Annotated in this window: 12 protein-coding genes; 7 read left to right on the top strand and 5 right to left on the bottom strand. The window is 58.5% G+C overall.

Annotated features, from left to right (window positions below):
* Nucleotides 1–42: 42 nt before the first annotated feature.
* The 7 genes from ACIQT8_RS08575 to cysG all read left to right on the top strand — a co-directional run bounded on the left by ACIQT8_RS08575 (nt 43) and on the right by cysG (nt 10,124).
* Nucleotides 43–1,335, top strand: coding sequence for a CmpA/NrtA family ABC transporter substrate-binding protein (locus ACIQT8_RS08575; RefSeq protein ID WP_400964729.1), 1,293 nt, complete (start codon nt 43–45; stop codon nt 1,333–1,335).
* Between the two features lie 86 nt (nt 1,336–1,421).
* Nucleotides 1,422–2,315, top strand: a complete 894-nt coding sequence (gene ntrB / locus ACIQT8_RS08570; protein ID WP_138791945.1) for a nitrate ABC transporter permease — start codon at nt 1,422–1,424, stop codon at nt 2,313–2,315.
* A 66-nt stretch (nt 2,316–2,381) separates the two neighbouring features.
* On the top strand, nt 2,382–3,179 hold the full coding sequence (locus ACIQT8_RS08565) for an ABC transporter ATP-binding protein (protein ID WP_262527609.1): 798 nt from the start codon (nt 2,382–2,384) through the stop codon (nt 3,177–3,179).
* Between the two features lie 4 nt (nt 3,180–3,183).
* Entirely contained in the window at nt 3,184–5,631 is a 2,448-nt protein-coding gene (nirB, locus tag ACIQT8_RS08560; RefSeq protein WP_400964728.1) for a nitrite reductase large subunit NirB, read from the top strand.
* 5 nt (nt 5,632–5,636) lie between these two features.
* The gene (gene nirD / locus ACIQT8_RS08555) at nt 5,637–5,972 is read left to right on the top strand and encodes a nitrite reductase small subunit NirD (RefSeq protein ID WP_138791948.1); all 336 of its coding nucleotides are present in this window, start codon (nt 5,637–5,639) and stop codon (nt 5,970–5,972) included.
* Between the two features lie 2 nt (nt 5,973–5,974).
* On the top strand, nt 5,975–8,632 hold the full coding sequence (locus ACIQT8_RS08550; RefSeq protein ID WP_400964727.1) for a molybdopterin-dependent oxidoreductase: 2,658 nt from the start codon (nt 5,975–5,977) through the stop codon (nt 8,630–8,632).
* Nucleotides 8,604–10,124: a siroheme synthase CysG gene (cysG, locus tag ACIQT8_RS08545; RefSeq protein WP_400964726.1), complete on the top strand. Its 1,521-nt coding sequence runs from the start codon at nt 8,604–8,606 to the stop codon at nt 10,122–10,124. Before ACIQT8_RS08550 ends, cysG begins: the two co-directional genes overlap by 29 nt.
* Here the strand turns inward: cysG and ACIQT8_RS08540 are convergent.
* Genes ACIQT8_RS08540 through kdpA form a run of 5 tightly spaced genes read right to left on the bottom strand, consistent with a single transcriptional unit; the run spans nt 10,091 to nt 17,812 of the window.
* Nucleotides 10,091–10,789 carry a response regulator gene (locus ACIQT8_RS08540; protein ID WP_262527614.1) on the bottom strand — a complete coding sequence of 233 codons (699 nt, stop codon included), beginning with the start codon at nt 10,787–10,789 and terminating at the stop codon, nt 10,091–10,093. The two genes, cysG and ACIQT8_RS08540, sit on opposite strands and share 34 nt — an antisense overlap.
* Complete coding sequence (locus ACIQT8_RS08535) at nt 10,786–13,479, bottom strand: ATP-binding protein (protein ID WP_400964725.1); 2,694 nt, start codon at nt 13,477–13,479, stop codon at nt 10,786–10,788. Before ACIQT8_RS08535 ends, ACIQT8_RS08540 begins: the two co-directional genes overlap by 4 nt.
* Nucleotides 13,480–13,484: 5 nt before the next feature.
* Nucleotides 13,485–14,051 (bottom strand): potassium-transporting ATPase subunit KdpC, encoded by a 567-nt coding sequence (gene kdpC / locus ACIQT8_RS08530; RefSeq protein WP_262527616.1) that lies wholly within the window; start codon nt 14,049–14,051, stop codon nt 13,485–13,487.
* 2 nt (nt 14,052–14,053) lie between these two features.
* Nucleotides 14,054–16,090, bottom strand: a complete 2,037-nt coding sequence (kdpB, locus tag ACIQT8_RS08525; RefSeq protein ID WP_400964724.1) for a potassium-transporting ATPase subunit KdpB — start codon at nt 16,088–16,090, stop codon at nt 14,054–14,056.
* A gap of 12 nt (nt 16,091–16,102) precedes the next feature.
* Nucleotides 16,103–17,812, bottom strand: a complete 1,710-nt coding sequence (gene kdpA, locus ACIQT8_RS08520; protein ID WP_138791954.1) for a potassium-transporting ATPase subunit KdpA — start codon at nt 17,810–17,812, stop codon at nt 16,103–16,105.
* Nucleotides 17,813–17,826: the final 14 nt, after the last annotated feature.

The raw sequence follows: 17,826 nt of genomic DNA, 5'->3' as shown, positions 1-17,826 counted from the left end.
CAATGTCACGTCCCAAGCGTGGCCAGACAAGGGGAACATGCGATGAAAACAATACTCTCGGGCTCCATCAGCCGCCGCACCATCCTGAAGACGACAGCCACTGCGGCACTCGTGACTGCGGCACGTGCGGCATTTCCCTCGGGCGCCTTCGCGGCCACCTCAACGCCCGAAGTCACGGGCGCAAAGCTTGGCTTCATCGCTCTGACCGATGCCGCGGCACTGATCGTTGCTTCGGAAAAAGGGTTGTTCGCCAAGCACGGCATGCCGGATGTTGAAGTTCTGAAACAGGCATCCTGGGGGGCAACGCGTGATAACCTGGTTCTCGGTGGTGCCGCCAACGGCATTGACGGTGCACATATCCTCACGCCGATGCCGTACCTCATGCATACCGGCAAGGTAACGCAAAACAACGTGCCGGTGCCGATGACGATCCTGGCGCGGCTGAACCTCGACAGTCAGGGGATCTCTGTTGCGAAAGAATATGCAGAGACAGGTGTGCAGCTCGACGCCTCGAAGCTGAAGGCTGCTTTTGAGAAAAAGAAGGCCGAGGGCAAGGAAATCAAGGCCGCCATGACGTTCCCCGGCGGTACTCATGACTTGTGGATTCGCTACTGGCTGGCCGCTGGCGGCATCAATCCGGACAAGGACGTTTCCACGATCGTCGTTCCTCCACCGCAGATGGTTGCCAACATGAAGGTTGGCAACATGGACGTTTTCTGTGTGGGCGAACCCTGGAACGAACAACTCGTCAATCAGGGCATCGGCTTCACAGCCTGTACCACCGGCGAGCTTTGGAAAGGACATCCCGAAAAAGCTTTGGGCATGCGCGCAGACTGGGTCGAGAAGAACCCGAACGCCACCAAGGCGTTGCTCATGGCCGTTCTGGAAGCCCAGCAATGGTGCGACAGCATGGACAACAAGGAGGAGATGTCGACTATCCTTGGCAAGCGCCAATGGTTCAATGTTCCGCCCAAGGACGTGCTTGGTCGCTTGAAAGGCAACATCAATTACGGCAACGGCCGTAGTCTCGAAAACACCGGCCTGCAGATGAAGTTCTGGCAGGACCATGCCTCTTATCCGTTCAAGAGCCATGATAGCTGGTTCATTGCCGAAAACGTTCGCTGGGGAAAATTCGCGCCCGACACGGACATCAAGGCTCTGGTCGACCAGGTCAACCGCGAGGATCTGTGGATGGAGGCCGCCAAGGTACTTGGCGTGTCCGATCTTCCGCAGTCCGCGTCACGCGGCAAGGAAACCTTCTTCGACGGCAAGGTTTTCGATCCAGACAACCCGTCCGCCTATCTCGACAGTCTTTCCATCAAGGCAGCCTCCTGAGGAGGAGTCGTGGCCTCGCCCCTCACTCGCCGATGGCAAGGTGAGGGGCGAGGTCCCAGTCACAACTGAAATCCAGAGGAATTGCCATGTCCGCATTGGCCCGTAAATTCAAGGAAGAGCCGCAGCAATCGACTGCGCAGAAAGCAAATGTCGTGACTTTGTCGGCGAAGCCGGCGCAAAGGATTCATCTGCAAAAATGGGGCGCTGCAGCAACGCGAAACGTTGTGCCGCCGCTTGTCGTGCTCGCTCTGTTGCTTGGCATCTGGCAGTTGCTCTGTTCCGCCCCCGGCGCGTCTTTGCCACCTCCCAGCCAGGTTTTCGAGGAAAGCTACGACCTGATCGTATCGCCGTTCTTCAATTTTGGTTCGCAGGATATCGGTCTCGGCTGGCGTGTGCTCGTATCACTTCAGCGTGTTGCTTATGGGTTCGGTCTTGCAGCCGTGGTCGGTGTCGTCGTCGGTGCGGTCATTGGTCAATCGATCTGGGCCATGCGCGGTCTCGATCCGATTTTTCAGGTGCTGCGCACGGTGCCGCCCTTGGCCTGGTTGCCGCTTTCGCTGGCTGCGTTTCAGGACAGCAATCCGTCTGCGATCTTCGTTATCTTCATCACGTCGATCTGGCCGGTGATCATCAATACCGCCGTTGGTGTTCGCAATATTCCGCAGGACTATCGCAACGTTGCGCAGGTTCTGCGTCTCAACCAGCTGGAATTTTTCTACAAGATCATGCTGCCTTCGGCGGCACCCTACATCTTCACCGGCCTGCGGATCGGTGTCGGCCTTTCCTGGCTCGCCATCGTTGCGGCTGAAATGCTGACGGGTGGTGTCGGCATCGGTTTCTTTATCTGGGATGCGTGGAATTCGTCGCGCCTGCCCGACATCATCGTGGCTCTCGCCTACATCGGTGTTGTCGGCTTCCTGCTCGACAAGCTGGTTGCCGCGCTTGGCAAGATCATCACTCGCGGCGCGTCGGCACATTGAGGAGCCAGCATTCCAGGAAAACGGGAATCCGGTTTCCACATGGAATTGCCTCACAGGAGATTTCAAATGAACGCTTATCTCAAACTCGATCATATCGACAAATATTTTGACAAGGGCGGCTCCCGTGCCGACGTGCTGAAGGGCATCAACCTCACCATCGACAAGGGCGAGTTCGTTTCTGTCATCGGCCATTCGGGTTGCGGCAAATCCACGATGCTAAACCTCATTGCAGGTCTGACCAAGGTTTCAGCAGGTGCAGTGCTGCTGGAAAATCGCGAGGTCAATGAACCGGGGCCGGAGCGCGCCGTCGTGTTCCAGAACCACAGCCTTCTACCCTGGCTTTCGGTTTACGAGAACGTCAATCTGGCGGTCGAAAAGGTCTTCAGCAGAAGCAAGACGAAAGCCGAGCGTCACGATTGGGTCATGCGCAATCTCGACCTCGTGCAGATGGCGCATGCCAAGGACAAGAAACCGTCTGAAATCTCCGGCGGCATGAAGCAGCGTGTCGGTATTGCCCGTGCGCTGGCAATGGAGCCGAAAATCCTGCTGCTCGACGAGCCGTTCGGCGCACTCGATGCGTTAACACGTGCGCATCTTCAGGACGCGGTCATGGAAATCCACGCCCGTCTCGGCAACACGATGGTGATGATTACTCACGATGTTGACGAGGCCGTGCTGCTTTCCGACCGCATCGTCATGATGACAAATGGACCTGCTGCCCACATCGGTGAGGTGCTGGAGGTACCGCTGGCCCGACCACGCAACCGCATCGAGCTTGCATCCGACAAGACCTATCTCAAATGCCGCGAAGCCGTGTTGAAGTTCCTCTACGAACGTCACCGCTTCGTCGAAGCCGCGGAGTAAACCAATGGCGCAAAAACTCGTCATCATCGGTAATGGCATGGCACCGGGGCGCATGCTGGAAAACCTTTTCGAAACGGCTCCCGGCCTCTACGACGTCACGATCTTCAATGCAGAACCTCGCGTCAATTACGACCGTATCATGCTCTCGCCGGTGCTTTCAGGTGAGAAATCATATGATGATATCGTCATTCATAACGACGACTGGTACGCCGCCAACCAGGTCACCCTGCATAAGGGGGCAAAGGTAACGGAAATCGATCGTGACAGGAAAACCGTCACAAGTGCAAACGGAATAACCGTTGCCTACGACAAGTTGGTGATTGCCACCGGTTCCTTGCCTTTCATCATTCCCGTTCCTGGGCATCAACTGGCGGGTGTGCTGCCATATCGTGATCTCGATGATGTTACGAAAATGCTGGAGATCGCCAAGGGCAAGGGACGCGCCATCGTCATCGGAGCCGGTCTTCTCGGTCTCGAAGCCGCATATGGCCTGAAACGTCAGGGCATGGATGTCACTGTTATCCATCTGATGCCTACCATCATGGAGCGCCAGCTTGACCCGGCAGCCGCCTATCTTCTGGAAAAGGCGCTGAACGAACGGGGCATCGACATTATCACCAAGGCCAACACCAAGCGCATCCTTGGTGAAGACAAGGTTGAGGGTATCGAACTGGAAGACGGCCGTATCATTGAAGGCGATATGGTCGTCATGGCAGTTGGTATCCGTCCGGCGTCCGGCCTTGCGAAGGATGCCGGTATCGCTGTCAATCGCGGAATTGTCGTGGATGATGGCATGATGACGTCAGACGCATCGATTTATGCGCTCGGCGAATGTGCCGAACATCGAGGTATCTGTTACGGCCTTGTCGCCCCACTCTACGAAAGCGCCAAGGTCCTTGCCGATCGTCTGACAGGCGGTCATGCCGAATATCATGGTTCCGTCACCAATACGAAACTCAAGGTCACCGGCGTCAATCTGTTCTCCGCCGGCGATTTTGCCGAAGGCGACGATCGTGAGGAGATCGTGCTGCGCGATGCTACTGCGGGTGTCTATAAGCGCCTGATCCTCAAGGAAAACCGCATTATCGGTGCGGTTCTCTATGGTGAAACAGCGGATGGTTCGTGGTTCTTCGACCTCATGAAGAAGGCCACCGACGTTTCCGCCATGCGCGAAACCCTGATCTTCGGCCAGGCCTATCAGGGAGGGTCCCCTCTGGACCCTATGGCGGCCGTTGCAGCCTTGCCGGATGATGCGGAAATCTGCGGCTGCAACGGCGTTTGCAAGGGCAAGATCACCTCGACCATTACGGCGAAGGGATTGACTTCTCTCGATGATGTTCGCGCCCATACCAAGGCATCGGCGTCCTGCGGCAACTGCACGGGCCTCGTTGAACAATTGATGACGCTGACGCTTGGCGACAGCTACAATCCGGCCGCAGTGCAGCCGATGTGCAAATGCACCGATCTTGGCCATGACGATGTGCGTCGCCTCATCAAAGCAAAGGGCCTGAAGACCATTCCTGCTGTCATGCAGGAACTGGAATGGAAAACCTCGTGCGGCTGCGCAAAATGCCGCCCGGCGCTCAACTACTATCTCGTCTGTGATTGGCCCGACGAATATGCCGACGACTACCAGTCGCGCTTCATCAATGAGCGTGTCCATGCCAATATTCAAAAGGATGGGACCTATTCCGTCGTTCCGCGTATGTGGGGCGGCGTCACCAATGCCAACGAGCTTCGTGCGATCGCCGATGTCGTCGACAAGTTCGATATCCCTTTGGTGAAGGTGACGGGTGGCCAGCGCATCGACCTTCTCGGCATCGAAAAGGAAGACTTGCCGGCTGTGTGGGCTGATCTCGGCAAGGCCGGTTTCATCTCCGGCCAGGCCTATGCCAAGGGACTTCGCACGGTCAAAACCTGTGTGGGTCAGCAATGGTGCCGTTTCGGCACGCAGGATTCGACCGGCCTTGGCATCCGCATCGAAAAATTCATGTGGGGTTCGTGGACACCGGCCAAGCTGAAGCTTGCGGTTTCCGGCTGTCCGCGCAACTGCGCCGAGGCCACCTGCAAAGATATCGGCGTGGTCTGTGTCGATTCAGGTTTTGAAATTCACTTTGCCGGTGCCGCTGGTTTGGACATCAAGGGCACGGAAGTTCTTGGGCTGGTTCCGACCGAGGACGCCGCACTCGAGCATATCGTCGCGCTGACCCAGATGTACCGCGAGCAGGCACGTTATCTGGAGCGGATTTACAAGTGGGCCAAACGCATCGGTTACGACGAGATCCGCCGCCAGATCATGGACGATGCCGACAAGCGGCAGGCGTATTACCAACGCTTCGTCTTCAGTCAGAAATTCGCACAGGTCGATCCATGGTCCGAGCGCGTGTCGGGTCACGACAAGCACGAATTCAAGCCGATGGCCACGCTCGGTTTCAATCAGGCAGCGGAGTGAAACAGATGGACAGAAACTGGATCGATATCGGCCACATCTCAGACATTCCGCTCCGCGGCGCGCGATGTGTGAAAACACCCATGGGCAAGATCGCCGTATTCCGTACGGCAGACGATCAGGTCTTCGCCATTGAAGACCATTGCCCGCACAAGGGCGGGCCACTGTCTCAGGGGATCGTGCACGGCGCTTCTGTAACCTGCCCGCTGCACAACTGGGTCATCTCGCTGGAAACCGGAAAGGCGCTGGGGGCTGATGAGGGCGAGGTGAAAACGGTTCCGGTCCGCAATCTCGACGGCCAACTTTCGATCGCGATCGAGGCTTTGATGATGGCGGCGGAGTGAACATGGCAAAAGAGGTCAAGACCACCTGTCCCTATTGTGGTGTCGGTTGCGGCGTTGTCGCGACCGTTTCGGACGGCGGTGCTGTTTCAGTCAAGGGAGATCCCGAGCACCCGGCCAATTTCGGCCGGCTCTGCTCCAAGGGTTCCGCTCTTGCCGAGACCCTCGATCTGGAAGGGCGGCTGCTCTATCCGTCGGTGGCCGGTCGCAGAACAGGATGGCATGAAGCGCTTGACCTCGTTGCTTCCCGCTTTTCGCAAATCATCTCGGAACATGGACCTGAGGCGGTTGCCTTTTACGTCTCCGGCCAATTGCTGACGGAGGATTATTACCTTGCCAACAAGCTGATGAAGGGTTTCATCGGTTCCGCGAACATCGACACCAATTCGCGGCTCTGCATGTCTTCATCGGTCGCCGGACATCGCCGTGCCTTCGGGTCGGATACGGTTCCCGGCACCTATGAAGATCTGGAGCTGGCAGATCTGGTCATCCTCACCGGCTCCAATCTGGCATGGTGTCATCCTGTTCTGTACCAGAGGCTTGCAGCCGCAAAAGCCGCGCGACCGGACATGAAGGTCGTGGTGATTGATCCGCGTCGGACGATGACGGTGGATATTGCCGATATGCACCTTGCTGTTCGCCCCGATGGCGATGTGGCGCTTTTTGCCGGTCTGTTGGCATATCTCGCTGCGGGGTCTTCGGTCGATGACGTTTATGTCGATCGCCATACGACGGGCTTTGCTACCGCTGTCCACACAGCAAAGGCATATGATCTCGCTGAGATCGCGGAAGCGACCGGGTTGATGCTACCCGAACTCCTCCATTTCTATGAATTGTTCGAGGCAACCGAAAAGGTCGTGACGTGCTACAGCCAGGGCGTCAACCAATCGGCCTCTGGCACCGACAAGGTCAACGCCATCATCAACTGCCACCTGGCGACGGGTCGGATCGGCCGACCCGGCATGGGACCGTTCTCACTGACCGGTCAGCCGAATGCCATGGGTGGCCGCGAGGTCGGCGGCCTCGCCAATATGCTCGCTGCGCACATGGCCATCGAAAATCCGCAGGATCGCGATCGTGTGCAGCGCTTCTGGAGCTCTCCCGTCATTGCAGAAAAGCCTGGGTTGAAGGCGGTCGATCTGTTTCAGGCCGTGAGGGACGGACGTGTGAAAGCACTCTGGATCATGGCTACCAATCCGGTCGTCTCCATGCCGGATGCCTCTGTTGTCGAGGCGGCAATCGCCCAATGTCCGTTCGTCGTCGTTTCCGAGATCATGGAGACGACGGACACGGCGCGGCATGCCCACGTGCTGTTGCCTTCTCTCGGCTGGGGCGAAAAGGATGGCACGGTCACAAACTCCGAACGGCGTATTTCCCGCCAGCGTCCCTTTCTCGAACCTGCCGGGGAGGCAAGAGCCGACTGGTGGCAACTAGCCGAAGTCGGCCGCCGTATGGGCTATGAGCAGGCCTTTTCTTTCTCGCATCCGGCGGCGGTTTTCAGTGAGCACGCCGCACTTTCCACATTTGAAAACGACGGCCAACGCGATTTCGATATCGGGTCGTGCGACGGCATCGATCCGGTTTCCTACGACCGAATGCTTCCCTTCCAATGGCCAAAAGCAAAGGGATCGGATGCCGTCGAAACACGATTTTTTGCGGAGGGCCGGTTTTTCCACGCCGACGGCAAGGCACGCTTTATTCCAACGGTCCTGCCGGAGCGGCGAACTGCTTGCGCAGATTATCCTCTGACTTTGAACACTGGTCGTATCAGAGACCAGTGGCACACAATGACACGAACCGGCAAAAGCGCACGGTTGACGGCGCATATTGCAGAACCCTTCGTTGAGATGCATCCCCGCGACGCGCAATCGCTTGGCATTGCGAGTGCCGATCTGGTCATGCTGGAAAGCCCGAACGGTACGGTGCTGTTGCGTGCGTTGGTCAGCGATCGCCAGGCGCGCGGCTCTGTCTTCGCCCCCATGCACTGGAACGATCAGTTTGCCTCTCTGGCACGTATCGATACGCTCGTTCCAGCGGTCACCGATCCGCACTCCGGTCAGCCCGCTTCGAAAAACGTGGCGGTGAAGGCTTCTCGTTTCGAGCCTGCCGCTTACGGCTTTGCGATTTCCCGCGCGCATCCAAAGACATTGGATTGTCGTTATTGGGCCGTCGCCAAAGCGGACGGCGGGCATCGCATGGAGCTGGCTTTTGAAGGTCTGCCGGAAGACTGGACCGCCTGGGCGCGCTCAGCTTTTGGTATCGACGCCAGAATTGAACCGCTCGGTTACAACGACCGTCAGACCGGCGATATCAGGCTCGCTTTTTTTGATGGGGAGACGCTGCTCGCAGCGCTTTTCATAGCAAAGAGCCCGGTCGCCGTTGCCCGCAATTGGGCAATCTCGCAGCTCACCACGCGCCATGAAGATCTGCGTATGCGTTTTGCCCTGATTGCCGGACGTCCAGGTGCTGGCAGGCCGGACCCGGGTGCCACCGTGTGCTCCTGTTTCAGCGTTGGCGTCAATCAGATTACCGCGGCCATCCGGGACGGCTGCCACACGGTCGAGGCCATCGGCAAGACGTTGAGCGCAGGAACAAATTGCGGCTCATGCCGCGCCGAGATCAGGGGGATCATCGATGGATGCCTTAAAACTGCAGCGGAATGAGCCGGCTCGCATGGAGAAACTTGCCAAGCTTCCAGTATTTTGGGGGTTGGAAGGCAAGCGCGTTGTCCTGGCGGGTGGCTCGGATGGGGCGGCATGGAAGGCGGAGCTTCTTAGCGCCTGCGGTGCAGAGGTTCATGTTCATTGCGAGCAGTCCGAGTTGTCTGAGACTTTCGCGGCGTTGATCGCCGGAACACCGACCATGACGTTGCACGCTCACCACTGGGATGAAAGTGTATTCGACGGTGCTGAACTGGCACTGGCTGATTGCGAAACGGACGCGGAGGCCAAATCCTTCTACATTGCCGCGCGCAAGGCAGGTGTACCGGTCAACGTTATCGACAAGCCACAGTTCTGTCAGTTCCAGTTCGGCTCTATCGTCAACCGTTCCCCGGTGGTGGTGTCGATCTCGACAGATGGCGCCGCACCTATTCTGGCACAGGCGATCCGTCGACGTATCGAAACTCTGTTACCCGGAACGCTCAAGGAATGGGGTAGACTTGCTCATACGATCCGCGACCGCGTCAATCTGCGATTTGCTCCGGGTGGCGCGCGGCGGACTTTCTGGGAGAAATTTATCGATCTGGCTTTTACCGAAAAGCCAGGTTCGGTCGCCGAAGAGCGGCTGCTGAATGAGATCGAAAGCAAGATGCGTGCTATCAGACCATCCTGTGGGCATGTGACGCTGGTGGGCGCCGGACCGGGAGATGCCGAACTTCTTACCTTGAAAGCGGTGCGCGCCCTGCAGGCTGCTGACGTCATTCTTTTTGATGATCTTGTGTCCGACGATGTTCTGGAATTGGCACGCCGGGAGGCGAAGCGCATGCTGGTGGGCAAGCGTGGCGGCCGCGAAAGCTGCAAGCAGGAAGACATCAACGCAACGATGATCCGGCTTGCAAAGGCTGGAAAACGGGTGGTGCGACTGAAATCCGGCGACCCGATGATCTTCGGACGTGCGGGCGAAGAGATCGCTGCGTTACGGGCAGAAAACATACCGGTTGAGATTGTACCCGGCATTACGGCGGCCAGCGCTATGGCTTCACGTCTCGGCGTGTCTCTGACGCACCGCGATCACGCGCAGTCTGTCCGGTTCGTAACGGGCCATTCCAGACAGGGCAAGTTGCCCGGTAGTCTGGACTGGAAGTCGCTTTCCGATCCTTCTGTCACGACTGTTTTTTACATGGGTGGCCGCACGGCTGGAGATATCAAGAGTGCACTTTTGCTGCACGGCATGCCAGCGTCGACACCAGTCGCCATCATGACATCGGTCAGCCGTGTCAATGAAAAGCGTTGGAGAGGGACTTTGGCTCAACTGGCCACGGCCGTTGAAACGCTGGGTGTGAACGAGCCCATTCTGATAGGCGTTGGTGATGCGTTCGGTGCGACGATCGCTGCTTGCGAAGACCCTTGGCCGACACTTGCGTCAGAATACGTCTCTGCCGTAGCGGAAGATAACCTCGTCTACGCGCCATCCGTATCAACGATGAGCCGGTAGCCGACACCGGGTTCAGTCTGCACAATTTTCGGCTGGGTCGGGTCGCGTTCTATCTTCTGCCGTAACTGACCAATGAAAACGCGCAGATAGTGCAAGTCTTCGCCATGAGCTGGTCCCCATACGGAGGTCAGCAGGATGCGATGGGTGACCACGCGCCCGGCATGGTGCGCAAGGAGAACCAGAAGGTCGTATTCTTTCGGTGTCAGGCGTATCGGATTGCCGTCGCGAGAAACGATCCGCTGCACCACATCGATCTTCAGCCCGTCTGCGTGGACGACGGTGAGCGCCGCACTTGTATTGCCGCGATGACGCATCGCCGTGCGGATGCGTGCGGTCAATTCGCCGATCCCGAAAGGCTTTTCGATGTAATCGTCGGCACCAAGATCGAGTGCGGCGATCTTTTCTGTTTCGCGATCACGGGCCGACAGGATGATGATCGGAATGCTCGACCAGCCACGCAGGCTGGCAATGACATCCTTGCCATCCATATCGGGCAATCCAAGATCGAGAATGACGATCTCCGGTGCAGCAGTCGCAACAGCCTTCAGGGCATCGGTGCCATTTTCGGCTTCGATCACCTCGTACCCAGCCGCAGCAAGGGCTGGACGCAGAAAGCGCCTGATCTGAGGCTCGTCATCGACAACAAGAATCCGTCCTAACGTCATGATGTTCCCTTGTCCGCCGGCTTTTCCTCGATCGGGAAACGCATGACGATACGTGTGCCCCGCTTGCGAACGGCCGGGCTTTCAGCATGGATACGCCCACCCATCGCTTCGATAAAGCCACGCGCGATGGAGAGACCAAGGCCCGTGCCAGGTGCGCGACCATCCGATTTGGAACGTCGATAGAACTTTTCAAAGATACGGTCCAGATCGGCCGTCGGAATCCCTTTGCCAAGGTCCGTAACAGAAATTATCAGCTCCCTGCCGTCCTTGCGCGCGTAAATGTTGACGGGTTCTCCGCCTCCATATTTGGCGGCATTGTCCAGCAGATTGAAAAGGACCTGCTCGAGCAGAACGCTATCACCGAGCAGCAACGGCAGGTCCGTTGCAATGCCGGTTTCAAATGCCTGTGCAGGGAAATATTTACGCGCCCGTTCGGTTGCCAGACGCACGACATCGCCTACATCGACCCATTCGCGTTTGGCCTTGAGGGTGCCTGCGGTTATTCTGGTCATGTCGAGAAGATTGGCGACGAAGCGTGTCAGCCTCGCGCCTTCTTCTTCAATGGACTGGAGCAGATCGTCGCGGCTTTCCGGCGGCATTCGGTCACCCAGTTCGCGTAGGCTTGTGACGGCACCGGTGATTGTTGCCAGGGGTGTACGCAGGTCATGCGAAATGGAAGACAACAGGGCCTCCCGGTAGCGTTCGTTTTCCAGCCTGGCAGCCTGCTCGGCACTTTCTGAGGAGAGGCGGGCGCGGTCAATGGCCGTCGCGGTCTGGTCGATGATGGCGGACAGCATCCTTTCAGCATTGGAGTCGAGCGGTTCGTCACCGACTTCATAACCGCAAACGCCGACCACGCCATGTGGGCTTGTCAGTGGCCTGAACTGGAATCTACAATTGGGCAAGGTGCCGGTGCCTGAACCTGCCGGTTCCCTGCGCTCGTTGGCCCATCGCGCAGCGGCAATTTCCGTGACGCCGAGTTCGGTGTCCGGTGGCCACGCGGCGGCGGTGTCCAGTGTGTCGTTCTGTGGCAGCAGCAGAACGACGTTGCGGCGGATGCCCGCCTGCAATTGCGTCACGGACGCCCAGAGCACTTCGTCCACATCGGCAGTTCCGGACAGTTTGCGGGCAAAGTCGTAGAGTGCCTGCATGGCCGTGGCACGCGAACGGGCCATGTTGGCCTGCTCGCGAATACGCGAAGCGAGACTGCCAGCCAAAATCGCGGCTGCGATGAACACGAAAAGGGCAAAGACCTCGTGCGGTGCGGCGATGGTAAAGTTGTAGCGCGGCGTGATGAAGAAGAAATTGTAGCCGAGCGCTGACAACAGTGCGGCAAATATGGCCGCAGTGAAGCCGGCATAGGTCGCAGCACAAAGAACGGCGAGCAGGAAGAGCAGCGAGACATTCGGCAGATAAACGAGGCGATCCATGATCGTGCCGACTGCAATTGCCGGCAGGACAGACAGTGCGGCAATGCCGAATGGTCTGGCAAGCGAGGAAATCCGCAGCCGGACCCGTTTCGGCGGCGTTTTCGCAACCGCTTTTTCATCTGCCGTCACGAGATGAAGGCCAATACCGCTTGCTTCGCGTGTCAGGGCATCGGCCAGGCGCGTGCGGAAGGGAAGGCGCAACCAGCCGCGCTTTTGTGATCCGATGACGATCTGCGTCGCATGTTCACGCCGTGCGAGTTTGAGAATTTCCGTAACGAAATCGTTGCCTGTGATGCGCTTTGTCTCGGCGCCAAGCTTTTCGGCCAGACGAAAGGTTTCGTCGATCCGGCGCAAACCCTCCTCGTCCATGGTTTCTCGGTCGTCGCGTGAAATACTGACGACTACCCATGGTGCGTTAAGGCCGGAGGCGAGACGGCTTGCAACACGCACCACCTTTTCGGACAGGGCGTCGGGGCCGATACACACGAGAAGACGCTCGCCGGTCGCCCAGGGACCTTCAATGGCGTTCTGGCGCAGATAGTCGATCATCTGGTCGTCGACGCGGTCGGCGGTGCGCCGCAGGGCCAGTTCACGGAGCGCGGTGAGATTTCCAAGGCGGAAAAAGCGGTCGGCGGCACGCCGCGCGCTCGCGGGCAAGTAGACCTTGCCTTCCTGTAGCCGGGTAATGAGTTCGGCTGGCGGCAGGTCCACCAGCAATACATCATCAGCGCGTTTCAATACCGTGTCGGGAACGCGCTCTCGCACGTTGACGCCGGTGATCTGCGCGACGAGATCAGACAGGCTTTCCAGATGCTGGATATTAAGCGCCGTCCAGACGTCTATCCCGGCGGCAATCAGCTCCTCTATATCCTGGTAGCGTTTCGGATGACGAAAGCCCTCCGGGTTGGAGTGAGCCAGTTCATCGACGATGATGATGCTTGGTCGACGTGCCAGCGCGGCGTCGAGGTCGAACTCTTCAAGCGATTTGCCGCGGTAGGAAACGGTGATACGTGGCAAGATTTCCAGGCCGTCCAGCAGAGCAGATGTTTCGTTGCGCTCATGTGTTTCCACCAAGCCGGCAACGATATCCGTACCCTCACGCTTCAGGCGCTGGGCACGGTTGAGCATCGCATAGGTCTTGCCGACGCCGGGTGCGGCTCCCAGAAAAATCGTGAGCTTGCCCCGGCGGTCTTTCTCCGCCAGGGCAAGCAACGCATCCGGATCGGGGCGATTTGTGTCGTCTCGTTCGTTCGATGGCATCCGTATCAGCTCTTGAGCGCATCCAGCGCGAGATTGAGCTCTAGCACATTCACACGTGGTTCGCCGACAATTCCAAACGTCCGGTTTTCCGTATGATCTTGAACCATGGTGCGAAGGGTTTCGGGCGTGATGTTCCGTGCCGTTGCAACACGAATGATCTGGGCGTCGGCAAACTCCGGTGAGATGTGCGGGTCGAGGCCGGAACCGGATGTGGTGACCGCATCGGCAGGTATGGTTTCCATACCAGCGGTCTTCAGGCGTTCGACATCGGCGGCGACGCGATCACGCAGCTTGACCGAGGTCGTTCCGAGGTTGGAGCCGGATGAAGCGGATGCATTGTAGGCATCCGGCCCGGTTGCGGAAGGGCGCGGCCAGAAATAACGGTCGGATGAAAAATTCTGACCGATCAAGGCGGAGCCGACGAGCGTGTCGCCGCGGTAGATCAACGTGCCATTGGCCTGCCCAGGCAGAAGTGCCTGTGCAATACCCGTTACGGCAAGCGGAAAGCCAAGGCCGGTCAGAGCTGTCAGGATGACAATAAGAACGAATGCGGGGCGAAGTTGGTTCAGCATGATTACACCAGATGCAGCGCCGAAACGGCGATATCGATGATCTTGATTCCGGCAAATGGCAGGACGAGGCCGCCAAGTCCGTAGATGAAGAGATTGCGGCGCAGGAGAGACGCGGCGCCGGCAGGGCGATAGGCCACGCCTTTGAGTGCCAGCGGGATCAGCGCGATGATGATCAACGCGTTGAAGATGACCGCAGACAGGATTGCCGATTGCGGCGAGGCAAGCCCCATGATGTTCAGGGCGCTGAGGGCCGGGTAGGTCGCAACGAACAGGGCCGGAATGATCGCGAAATACTTGGCGACGTCATTGGCGATCGAGAAGGTCGTCAGCGAGCCGCGCGTCATCAGCAATTGCTTGCCGATTTCAACGATCTCGATCAGCTTTGTCGGGCTGGAATCGAGGTCCACCATGTTGGCGGCTTCGCGCGCTGCCTGTGTTCCTGTCTGCATCGCGACGCCGACATCGGCTTGCGCCAGTGCGGGTGCGTCGTTGGTGCCGTCACCGCACATGGCGATCAGTCGGCCGCCCTGCTGCTCACGACGGATGTAAGCGAGCTTGTCTTCCGGCGTTGCCTCGGCAAGGTAGTCATCGACACCGGCTTCGGATGCGATGGCGGCTGCCGTGACCGGGTTGTCACCGGTGACCATCACGGTTCGAATGCCCATGGCACGCAGTGCTGCGAAGCGCTCCTTGATGCCTGGCTTTACGACGTCCTTGAGATGAATGACACCGATCAGACGGTTTCCATCAGCGACGCCAAGCGGCGTGCCGCCAGTCCGTGCGATCTTTTCGACAGCCTGGCTGAATTCGGCAGGCACGTTCTTGTCCGAGACGCCTGCGAACTTCAGGATGGCATCGATCGCACCCTTGCGCAGTCGATGCGAGCCCATGTCGATACCGGAAAGGCGTGTCTGCGCGGTAAAGGGGATTGTCGCATCGACCGTCACTTTTGGCGCGGCCAGGCCAAACTCACCCGTCGCGAGAGCGGCGATGGAGCGGCCTTCCGGCGTTTCATCCGAGAGGCTGGCAAGCAAGGCGGCTTCGGCGACCTGTTGCTGGGTAACGCCAGGGGCAGGAATGAAGTCTGCCGCCATGCGGTTGCCGAAGGTGATCGTGCCGGTCTTGTCGAGCAGCAGCGTGTCGACGTCGCCAGCAGCTTCGACGGCACGACCGGATGTGGCGATCACGTTGAAACGCACCAGTCGATCCATCCCGGCGATACCGATGGCAGACAGAAGTCCGCCGATGGTTGTCGGGATAAGGGTAACGAGGAGAGCCGCCAAGACTGTCACCGAGAGTAGGGTACCGGAGTAACCGGCAAGACCCCAGATGGTTACGACGACGATCAGGAAGATCAGCGTCAGGCCCGACAGCAGGATCGACAAGGCGATCTCGTTCGGGGTTTTCTGGCGCTCCGCGCCTTCGATCAACGCAATCATGCGATCCACGAAGCTTGCGCCGGGCGGGGTGGTGATACGGATGGTGAGCTGGTCGGAGAGAACCTGCGTACCGCCAGTTACAGCCGACCGATCACCGCCGGATTCGCGGATCACAGGAGCGGATTCACCGGTAATGGCGCTTTCGTTGACAGAAGCGACACCCTCGATGACCTCGCCGTCACCGGGGATAAGTTCACCGGCGTCGACGACAACGAGATCGCCGACCTTGAGCATCGTTGCTGCAATGGTCTCTTCCTTGCCGTTCGCGGCGACGCGTCGGGCGGTGAGGTCGGAACGGGTCCGTTTCAGGCTGTCAGCCTGGGCGCGGCCACGACCTTCCGCCACCGCCTCAGCAAAGGTGGCGAAAAGAACCGTGAACCAAAGCCATGCGGCGATCTGGCCCGAGAAGCCGGCATTGCCGGTGTTCGCCACAAGATCCCGAAGGAAGAAGACGGTTACCATGGCGGCTACGGCTTCGGTGACGAAGATGACGGGGTTGCGCACGAGTTGGCGCGGATCGAGTTTCACGAACGCATTTTTTGTGGCCGGCACCAAAATGGCCGGATCGAAAAGGCCCGGTTTTGCGGGTTTGTGAGACATGTTGACTGTCCTTTAGAAAGTCTGGCCGGCCAGCATCGCGAAATGTTCGACAATGGGGCCGAGTGCGAGCGCCGGGAAGAATTGCAGCCCGCCGAGGATAAGAATGATGCCGATGAGAAGGCCGACGAAAAGTGGGCCATCGGTCGGGAACGTGCCACTGGAAGCGGGAACGCGGACCTTTGCTGCAAGAGAGCCGGCGATGGCCATGACCGGGACGGCATAGGCAAAGCGACCGAGCAGCATGGCGATGCCAAGCGTCGTGTTATACCAGGGCGTGTTGCCGCTCAGACCACCGAAAGCCGAGCCGTTGTTGCCGGTTGCGGAGGTGAAGGCGTAGAGGATTTCCGACAGGCCGTGCGGACCAGCGGTGCCGATACTGGCGACAGCCGACGGCAGCACGGCAGAGACAGCCGTGAAGCCGAGGATTGCAACCGGTAGAATGAGGACTGCCAGCATGGCATATTTCATTTCCCGGCTTTCGATTTTCTTGCCGAGAAACTCGGGTGTACGGCCGACCATGAGGCCTGCAACGAAAACCGAAAGCAGCGCAAAGACCAGCATACCGTAAAGACCGGAGCCGACACCGCCCGGCAGGATTTCACCCAGCTGGATCAGGAACATCGGCACCAGACCGCCAAGACCGGTGAAGGAGCCGTGCATGCCGTTGACGCCACCATCCGAAAGACCGGTCGTAACAGCGGCATAGAGCGCCGTCATGGCCTGACCAAAGCGGATTTCCTTGCCTTCCATGTTCCCCTGCGCCGCATCGACACCAAGAGCGGTGAGAATGGAGTTGCCGGAGGATTCCGCCCAGTAGACGACGGCCACGCCTGCGACGAGCAGGATCGCCATGGCAGACAACAGCACCCAACCCTGCTTGCGGTTACCGACCATCTGGCCGAAGGTGTAAACCAATGCTGCCGAAATCGACAACATCGCGAAAATGTTCAGGTAGTTGGCGAAAGCCGTTGGATTCTCAAATGGATGGGCGGCGTTGACGTTGAAGAATCCACCGCCGTTGGTGCCGAGCTGCTTGATGGCTTCCTGGCTTGCGACCGGCCCAAGCGAAATGACCTGCTGAGCGCCTTCCAGCGTGGTTGCGGTGACGCTTGCATCGAGGGTCTGCGGCAGGCCCATGGCAACAAAAGCGATGCCAACGATGAAGGCGAGAGGCAAAAGGATGTAGAGCGTGGCACGGGTCATATCGACCCAGAAATTGCCGAGCGTTGCCGACTGAGAACGTGCGAAAGCGCGCGTCAGGGCAATTGCCATTGCCATGCCAACAGCCGCAGACAGGAAGTTCTGGACGGTCAGGCCTGCCATCTGGCTGAAATGGCTCATCGTCGTTTCGCCCGCATAGTTCTGCCAGTTTGTATTGGTCACGAAGCTGACGGCGGTGTTGAAGGCGAGATCAGAGGGGACGTTGGCAAAGCCCTGCGGATTGAGCGGCAAAAACGCCTGAAGGCGCAGAATGGCGTAAAGCACGACAAAACCTGCGATCGAAAAGGCAAGCATTGAAAGTGTATAGCCCAGCCAGTTCTGCTCCTTCTTCGGGCTTACGCCAGCGAGCAGATAAAGGCCGCGTTCAACGGGCGTGAAAAGAGGAGAAAGAAATGTTCTGTCACCGGAAAATACTTTCGCCATGTAAAGGCCAAGCGGTTTGACGATAACGAGCACGGCAAGAAAAAGGAGGCTGATCTGTAGCCACCCGATAATAGTCATGGGGGTTCTCCCGA

Origin of the sequence: Agrobacterium sp. NPDC090273 (genome assembly GCF_044772305.1) — a bacterium.
Lineage (GTDB): Bacteria > Pseudomonadota > Alphaproteobacteria > Rhizobiales > Rhizobiaceae > Agrobacterium.
The sequence above is the reverse complement of the archived record's forward strand: the minus strand, read 5'-3'. Positions and strand labels throughout refer to the sequence as shown.